Below are 8,460 nucleotides of genomic sequence, written 5' to 3' on the forward strand. Positions count from 1 at the left end.
GATGGCGATCCCCTCGCTGGGCAGGATGGCGCGGGTGCGGGCGTATTGGGCCGTCGTCCAGCTTGAGCGGTATAGGCTGCCGATGGCGTTGCGCCCTGAGGCCTCAACGGGCACGTTGGGATAGGGCAGTTCCTCGTAGACTTGCCGCAAAGACTCGGTCGTGCTGCCGGCCATGGGATCCGCTCCAAGAAGCTGCTCCCTATGCTACTGCCCCAGGAAGGCCGCAATAGCGCCGGCAATGGCCTCATTGCCCCCCCGATCCAACTTCTCCGACGCCTGGGGTGGGTAGGGGGGATCCCGCAGGAAGTCCCAGGATCCCGCAAAGAACTCTTCCGGCGAGAGGATGCGGTGCCATCCGTAGCGCCGCAATCCCTCCACCAACAGGGGCGACTCGGCAAACCCCGACCGGTTGACACAGGCCATGGGCGTGCCACAGCGCAGCGCCTCTGCCAAGGTGCCATAGCCCGGCTTGGACACCACCCAACGGCAGAGGGGCATGACATCCACCGGCCGCCACACCTGGCCGTCTAGAATCTGCAAGTTGGGCAGAGCAGGAGCCTTTGGGTCGAAGGTGAGAAACTGCCAGTCGGGAAAATCCGCCAGCCGCTCGTAAGGCAAGCCCTGCAACCCCAGCCCGCCAAAGGTTAACAAAACCGTGGGCCGCTCCCGCTCCAGCCCCAGGCGCCGGGCCACCTCCTCTCCTGAGTAGCGCGGATCCGACCCCGTCAGCCCCACTGCCTCTTGGTGAGGGAAGGCGGCCATAGGCTCGGCAAAGGGCAGGCGAAACAGCCGCTGGCAGCGCCCGTACAGCTCGCGGATCCAGGCCACCAAGGGCTGAAACTGGGGGCCGTAGTCTTGGTAGATAAAATCCCAGCCGAAGTTGCTGGCCATCCAGCAGGGGATCCCGGCGGCCTCGGCAATGGCGGTGGCGATGGGGGGCACATCCGCCAGGATCAACGGCACCCCCTGGCTGCGAATGAACTCGGCCTCCTCCCGGATGAGGTCGGCAGCCCCCGCTTGAAACGCCTTGAGAGCAGCCAGCGTGGCCGGCAGATCCGCCTGCAAGCCATCCGGCTGCACCACCCCCACATCCAAACCCCGCGGCCGGTGCACAAACTCCCCTTCCCCGTAGCGCTGCAGCAGCCAGGCGGGGGCCGGCGTCACCCAAATGGGCAGGATCTGCGCATCCTGCCGCCGCAAAGTGTTCACCACCGCCGCCAGCCGGGTGACGTGCCCAAACCCGTGGGCCGTTGCCGCTACATAGAGAGGAATGGGATTCACCGCCATAGCCTTAAGAAAGAACAGGCTGAGGTTTTTCCCGCCGGGATCCCCAGAGGTTGCCGGCCAAGATAAGTCCCAGGCCCAGCACCGATCCCGGGGCGATCGGCTCCCGCAACAGCACCCCAATCAGCCCCAGCGACAAGAATGGCGTTACATAGACCCAATTGGCCAGGGATCCGCGCTCGTGGGCCAGCTCCAGGGCCCGCAGCCAAAACACAAAAGTCAACCCCATCTCCGCCAAGCCGATGTAGGCTGCCCAGGCCAGCCCCGCCATTGTCCACCTCAGCTCCTGAAACGGCAAGAGCAGCAGGCAGTAGAAGCTGCCGAAGACAAACCCCATGAACAGCTTCAGCACCGCGTCCCGTCCATCCCGCACATTGAGCAGCCAGTAGAGGGCCCAAATGGCAGCGCTGCCCACCGCCAGCCCCACCCCCCAGGGATCCTCCACCTGCCAGGTGTCCCAGGATCCCCCCGTGGCCACCAGCACCGCCCCCACTAGGCTCATGCCCAAAGCCAGCAGCAGCCGCCCGCGCAGGCGCTCCCCCAACAGCGGCGCCGCCAAGAGAGCCAGCAGCAGCGGCCAGGTGTAATTCAAAGCCAGCGCCGCCTGGGCCGAGAGGCGATCATAGGCCTGGAACAGCACCCCGTAGTAGCCAAGCGGGTTAAGTAGCCCCTGCAGCGCCGACAAGGCAATCTGGGATCGCTTCTGCTGGCGGACAAGATGCGCCCGCCCTGTAGCCACCAGAACCATCCCCAAGATCAGGCAGGAGCTGCACGCGGAAAAAATTAGCAAAAGCGTTGGCGCAAGGTGTTGCAGGCCAAACTTAAAGGCGCTGGCCGCCGTGGCCCAGCCCAAGATAGCTGCCGCCAGGTAGGCATAAGCCCGCCAGGGATCCCTGCCCATCAAAAGCGGTCCAGATCCCTGTCGTCCGCCTTTGGCCTAGCTCCGGTGGAAAGGCCCAGCCGCGGCGCCACCACCCAAACGTAGAGCAGATAGCCCAGCCCCGCCACCACCGTCCACTTGAGAACGGTGCCGAAAACCCGGAAGATCAGCCCCACCAGCAGGATACAGCCCAAAATGGCCAAAACCGTCAGCAGCGGACGCCCCCACGTCTCAGCCCAAGCGCGAATGGCATTTCTCCCCTGAGACGAGCTCAGCTCCCCAGAGACCCCAGTTGCCTGCTCCAGTTCAAGCTCAAGCTGTCTTAGCCGTTCTTGTTCTGAGAAAGAAAGATCCGACATAGGGAGCAGTCTCCAGAATCCAGCGCCATCTCCATCTTACGGGCTGCTCCCCAAACCCGGCAGGCTAGGCCCGCGCCGACGGGATCTCTTGGGCCATGGCGCGGAACAGATCCAGAGCCGGCCCAGGGCGACGGTTAGGACGCGGAGCCGGGATCTCGTTGGGCACAAACGGCTTCTCAACCACCACCTTGGGCTTGGCAGGCGTAGCCGTTGCCGCAGGGCTAGAGGACTGGGTTGGAGCGGATTGGGCAGGCGCCGGACGAAAAGGGCCGGTAACAAAATCCACGAGGCCGCCGAAGAGAATGCCAAAGAAGGAAAAAAGACCGCCGAACAGCTTTTTGAGGATGCCCATATAAGAGTTTGCCGATGTCGTAAAGTTCTGCAACTGGCCATTCATTATTGTTAAGAACGGGCAGCTTGGCTATAGGTAGATATGCTTTTTTCGACTCAGGGATCCCATACCTGCCTGCCGGTGGCATCAAACCGCCGCAGCGGCAGGGCCAACTCCAGCTCCTGCAGCTCCAGCGGCTCCGAGAAGCGCCGGCTGCGCCCCAGCTCAAAGCCATCCGCTGCCGCCGGATTCACCGCGTAGCCGATATCCGCCATGGCTCCCACCGTGAGGATGCTCAAGGGGTTGGGCACCCCCTGGTCGAGGCGGCTGGTCATCAGCTCGCGGCCCAAGACGCTCTCCCGCCAATGGGCATCGCGGGATCCCTCCCCAAACTGATTCTCTAAAGGAACAGAAGGGGCGTTCCCCCCCAATGTGATAAAAGCGTCAACTGCCCGCGGGCCGATAAAGCGGGGGTCATAGCCCGGCGGCGTCGGCTGATCCCGCCTCACCAACCCTACCGTCAGCCCCTTGGGATCCCAGACGCTGGGCAAAAAGCCAAGCGCATGGCCCAACTCGTGCAGGGCAGTAATGGGCAGATCCCCCCGCTCTTCCAAAGCCGAGAGGTTTTGGCTGTTGAAGAGCACAATTGAATAGAACGGCAAGCCATTCGAGGCCCGCACAAAGCAAGGAGCCGCCCCCCCCAAAACCCGCTCGTTGCCTAGGTCTCTCGCCCTCACCTCTACCAACAGATCGTCAATGGGGAAATTGAGCGGCGTGCTGGGAAATCCCCGATTGCATGCGTCGGCCTGAATAGAGGTGGGGGGCAAATCTGGCTGGTCCCCGACAATGATCTGCTGCCATCTCAAGGCCGCGCTGCGGACAATGGCTTGCTGACTGGGAGTGAGGCTGTTGTCGGGAAAGCGAAGGTCGATCGTGAACTGGGGAACAGAGGTAGGCGTCAGCGAAGGCAGAACAGTCGGGGTAGGGGTGAGGACGACAGCTGGAGTAGAGGTGGGAACGATGGTTGGAATGGGAGTAGGAATGACACTTACCGAAGAGGAACCACCACTTCCCCCGCAAGCCTTGAGCGCCAGCAGCAAGAGCATCGCCACCAGGGATCCGATCGGGCGCAAGCTCCACGTTCTGCCGCCAAGCTTCCGAAAATCCTTCACACTGCCTCCCAACCCAAAAGCCCCACAGCCCAGACAGATCATACCGGTTGCCTCCATTTGCCGAGCAGGATTGGCCCTGGGCTCTGCCACCCATACCCATTCTCAATGGGCGATGTCTAGGAGGCTGGGGAAACCTCTGTGGATCCTCATGAACAAAAACTGGGGCCTGAATGACACAGCAAGGATAGCTTGGTAGCCCCGTATTTTAGTGCGGCGAGGAAAAGCCCGTAAGCAAGTTGCTCGCCAATGGTGTGATTGTTGATGAGGCGTGCCCTTCCTAGGCAAGCACCCAAAACGGTGAAAAACCCGAGTAGGGGCAAGCGCCCAGGAGATGTCTCAGCTAACTTGCTAAGTAGGCAGAACTTTGGGGCTTTGCCCCAAGGAACTGTCTAGAAGCGTCTTGACAGCCCCCTTGCGAGTCCGTTCCTGGACTGCGTAAGAATCCCCTGCCTTTAGGCAGTGGGAGTGTGAATAATAACAGTCACCTCAAGAGTGAGCGAAGATGGGCCTGGCGGCACGTTTTTTTGAGCCCTTTCAATCCAGCAGGTCGGAAGAACCGTCTTCCTCTTCTAGGCTCCAACCCGCCCCCAAAGCGTCCGCTGCTGCCGCCCGCAACGCCTGAGTGTCCGCCCACAACTGCGCAGGATCCGATAGCGGATCCGACAAAGGCACCAAACGCAAGATGCGGCTCTCTTGAACCAGATCGATCACCACACTGGGCCGTTCCCCCTCCAGGCCTGCCACCTCCGAGGGGGAGGGATCCCGCAAGCAGGCGTAGTCAAAGCTGTTTAGGTTGAGATAAAGGCTGCGATTGGCCACCAAGGTAGCCGCCGTTGCATCCTGAAACACCTCCATCACATAGCCCTCCCCCTGCTTTCGTACCCGACCATCGACAATATCGAAGTAGCGAACCCGCCCCAGATCCGCCAGAAGACGGTAAATATCCCGCTTATTAACCAAAATTCCGCTATCTACGATACAGGGGGCACAAGGACGAGTGTCTGTCATGGAGCAGTCGGTCTTGGGGAGCAAGCGGATCGACAACAGGCAAGAAGCAATTAGAAGTAATGCTCAACAACAGCTAGCAACCATCGCAAATCCTCTAGAAAATAGCAACCCCCCACAAGTCTAAGACTTGGGCAAACAAAACCAGAGAACCTCAGGCAATCAAGACGAGAAAAAGTCAACAGCCCTACAAACTTAAGCCATTGCAGTACAGCCCTTTGCTTTGCTCCAAAAAGCCTCTAGCCTGCTTCTCGGAAAGGCTCAGTTCTGGCCTCCCTCGAATGTACCACAGCTTTCCAAAAAGGGGCACCGATCCCTCCCAGGTAAAGGACAAGGGAAACTGGTCAATAGCCAGCAGATTTTCATCTGTATATTGTGGAAAAATAGGTGATTAAAGGGTTTGAGACACTAGATATTGTAGGTAAGGGTGAGGACGGGCCATCGCGACCGAACCTCTGCCCTAGGATGGATCTTGGCTACCCTTTTGATTTACTTGTCCAGATCGTCTGTCATCGATGACGAAAGCTTGCCAACAGCCTGTTGGGCCGCACCACCCACCGCTTGACCAACTTGGGGGCCGAGAGGGGTAGCCTCAGTTAGACGAGTTCTGCTTAGAACATCCAAGAGGCTCTATTAGGTTTAAAGTGAGGAGTAACCCGACAAAGAGTGAGGCTCGACCATGACGCTGGCTCAGGAGGCAACCGCCCAAATCCCCGCCTTTTGCGAAGGGATCCGCTACTTTGGCGATCCCTGGCCGGAATTCGACCGCCTGGGTCAGGAGCCTGCAGTGGATGCTGCCACCGGCAAGCTGCGGGATCCGGGCAGTCGCATGGCCGCCTACCAAACCCTGCTCTATGCCGATGCGCTGCGCTATCTCACGCTGCAGATGACCGCCAGCAAAGCCTCGGGCCACCCGGGCGGCTTTGCCAGCCAAGCGGAAGCCTACGCCGCTTTGGTGTACTTGGGCCAAAAGAACATCCCTACCGAAGTGGGCCACCACGCGCCCGGATTCTATGCCGCCATGTTCTTGGATGGATCCCTATCAGAAATGGGCATCCACACCGTCGCCGACTTGCAGGCCCGCTTTCGGGAACGAGAAGGGCTGCTGGGGCACCTGTCGGGCTACATCCCCGGCCTGCGGGCGCCAGCAGGGCCGCTGGGGCAGGGGCAGCACTTTGCTATGGCCGCCGCTCTGCTTTACCCAGACCGTCTCTTCCCCGTCACCATCGGCGATGGGGGCCTGGGGGAGCCCTACGTGATGAGCTCCATGATCCACTTTCACACCGCCTTCCCGCAGCGCACCAACTTCCTGCCGGTGCTGGTCTGGAACGGCTACAGCCAAGAGCACCACAGCATGATCTCTACCTTCACCAACGCTCAGATGGCCGAGTACTGGCGGGGCAACGGCTTTGAGGAAGTGGTGCTGGTGGATGCCAAAGACTTCGACGATGCCCAACAGCCTGGCCCCTACGTGGATAGCACCCAATTTTCCCTGGAAGCCCGCTTGGCCTTTGTCCAAAGAGTGCTGGTAGAGATGGAACGGGCCATCCAGTGCGCTCTAGGCGGCCACCTGACGGTTTTCATCCTCAAGCAACTGAAGGGGGCAGGCGTGCACGCCAAGGGATCCAAATCCCACAACCTCTACGCCCACCACACCTTGGATCACCCCGACATCGTGGCCGCTCTGGAGGCACGGGCCCTGCACCCAGCCGCTTGGGCTCTGGTGCGCCAAAATTGTGAACGGGCTGCTGGCGGGCCGGCAGCCAAGGTGGTGGTAACCGAATTCGTCCGCCCTCTGCCGCCCTTGGGATCCCTCAACTTAACCGAGTTCTCCCTCGGCGATAAGCAGGTTTCCACCACTGCCATCGGCGCCCTGGTGCTACAGGTGGGGCAGAAAGACCCCGACTTTCTGGTGGCCAACGCTGACGGCAATGAGGCCTCTGGCCTTGCCAATGTCAACCAGGGCCTGAAAGTGATCCACCCCACGGCGGATCCCCTCTACAACCAACAGCCCCAAGGGCAGGTCTACGAACCCCTTAGCGAAGATGCTTGTGCCGGCCTGACGGCAGGCCTGGCGCTCTTTGGCGGGCGCTCCCTGTGGTGTTCTTACGAATCCTTTGCCGTCAACGGCCTGCCCATCTGGCAGACGGTGACCCAGGCGATGGCCGAGCTGCGCCGCCCCACCCCTTCCGCCATTGCTCTCTACACCGCCGGAGCCCTGGAACAAGGCCGCAACGGCTGGACCCACCAACGCCCGGAAATTGAAGCCTACCTGGCGGCCATGATGCGCAACGGCAACATCTTCCCCCTCTTTCCCCCCGACGCCAACTGCGCCCAAGCCGCCTACGAGTGGGCCTTGTCTACCTACAACAAAGGGATCCCGATCTTTGCCAGCAAAACCCCCCTGCCCATCCGCACCACCCTGGAACAGGCTCGCCAAGCAGTAGAGCAGGGCTGCACCGTGCTGCAGGAAGTGCCCGGATCCCGCACAGTGGTCTTTGCCGTGGTGGGGGATATGATCCTCCTGCCGGTGTTTGCCGCGGCTGAGCAGCTCCAAGCCCAGGGGATCGGCAGCAAAATTGTTTCCGTGGTCAACCCCCGCCGTCTCTATCGCCCCGGCGATATAGCCTGGTCTACCTGTGCCCAACCCGATGGGGAGTTCATGTCTGACCAGGAGTTTGCCGCCTGGTTTGCCGGGGAAGCCCTTATCGGCGTGACCGGCGGCTCCAGCCTGATGTTGGAGCCCCTGTTGTTGCGCTACACCGGCCCGCGCGACCTTTTTGCCTGGAAACGTGGCGAAACCACCGCCACCCCTACGGAACTCATGGACTACAACGGCCTGACAGCTCAGGCGCTGGCAGAGAGGGCAAAGCAATTGCTAGGCTGAGGGCGAGCTTTTAGCTTGGTCAGCATTGTCCACCTTATTTTTTCCTATGACTGAGGCTAGCTATCTCCGAGAGAAGCTTGAGAGTATATCTCCCACCGAGAGGGTAGAGCGAATTGTTGTCCAACGCTTTGCTGTTCCTCTCCTGCAGGCGCTTGGCTTTGACGAGTCGGAAATTAGAGAAGAATTCGAGACAGGTTGCGGCCAGGTCGATCTCGCAGCAAGAAAGAACGGAGATCCTGAAGATATTTTCTTGAGATCCCCGAAGAATCCCTACTTGCTTTTGGAGGCAAAATCTAGAGCAGTTAATCTCAGAGAAGGATCTTACTATAGAGATGCAGTTTGTCAGATAGAAAGTTACTTGCTTGCCAAGAACTGCAAATCTGCAAAATGGGGAATTATCACCAATGCAAATAACATCCAGCTTTGGAGGAAGCACGGAAAAGTCGTTCACCCCGCTACAGCAAACCTTGATATTAGCCCAGATAACATTGAGAGCATAGTGCGTAACTTGCGAGACAAGATAGAAAACTATGAGCGCGCTC

Annotated in this window: 8 protein-coding genes; 2 read left to right on the forward strand and 6 right to left on the reverse strand. The window is 60.0% G+C overall.

From position 1 onward, the window contains the following. Positions 1–204 precede the first annotated feature (204 nt). The 6 genes from NW809_RS08760 to NW809_RS08785 form a co-directional block, all read right to left on the reverse strand. Positions 205–1,287, reverse strand: a complete 1,083-nt coding sequence (locus NW809_RS08760; RefSeq protein ID WP_414348137.1) for a glycosyl transferase — start codon at positions 1,285–1,287, stop codon at positions 205–207. A 4-nt stretch (positions 1,288–1,291) separates the two neighbouring features. Next, positions 1,292–2,185 (reverse strand): DMT family transporter, encoded by an 894-nt coding sequence (locus NW809_RS08765; protein WP_011429349.1) that lies wholly within the window; start codon positions 2,183–2,185, stop codon positions 1,292–1,294. Continuing rightward, entirely contained in the window at positions 2,185–2,523 is a 339-nt protein-coding gene (locus NW809_RS08770; protein ID WP_414401954.1) for a hypothetical protein, read from the reverse strand. The genes NW809_RS08765 and NW809_RS08770 overlap by 1 nt, the downstream gene beginning before the upstream one ends. A 64-nt stretch (positions 2,524–2,587) precedes the next feature. Then, positions 2,588–2,875, reverse strand: a complete 288-nt coding sequence (locus NW809_RS08775; protein ID WP_099834676.1) for a hypothetical protein — start codon at positions 2,873–2,875, stop codon at positions 2,588–2,590. 95 nt (positions 2,876–2,970) lie between these two features. Beyond that, a complete protein-coding gene (locus NW809_RS08780) occupies positions 2,971–4,026 on the reverse strand; it encodes a leishmanolysin-related zinc metalloendopeptidase (protein ID WP_414401955.1) in 1,056 nt (351 codons plus the stop codon). Between the two features lie 534 nt (positions 4,027–4,560). Next, a complete protein-coding gene (locus NW809_RS08785) occupies positions 4,561–4,986 on the reverse strand; it encodes a hypothetical protein (RefSeq protein WP_228375410.1) in 426 nt (141 codons plus the stop codon). Positions 4,987–5,710: 724 nt separating this feature from the next. Here NW809_RS08785 and NW809_RS08790 point away from each other — a divergent pair. Further along, complete coding sequence (locus tag NW809_RS08790) at positions 5,711–7,918, forward strand: phosphoketolase (RefSeq protein ID WP_414401956.1); 2,208 nt, start codon at positions 5,711–5,713, stop codon at positions 7,916–7,918. Positions 7,919–7,964: 46 nt separating this feature from the next. Beyond that, positions 7,965–8,460, forward strand: a 496-nt coding sequence (locus tag NW809_RS08795) for a type I restriction enzyme HsdR N-terminal domain-containing protein (protein WP_414401957.1), incomplete at its 3' end; no start/stop codon positions are given.

Source organism: Synechococcus sp. WC101, from assembly GCF_047461555.1.
Taxonomy (GTDB): Bacteria; Cyanobacteriota; Cyanobacteriia; order Thermostichales; family Thermostichaceae; genus Thermostichus.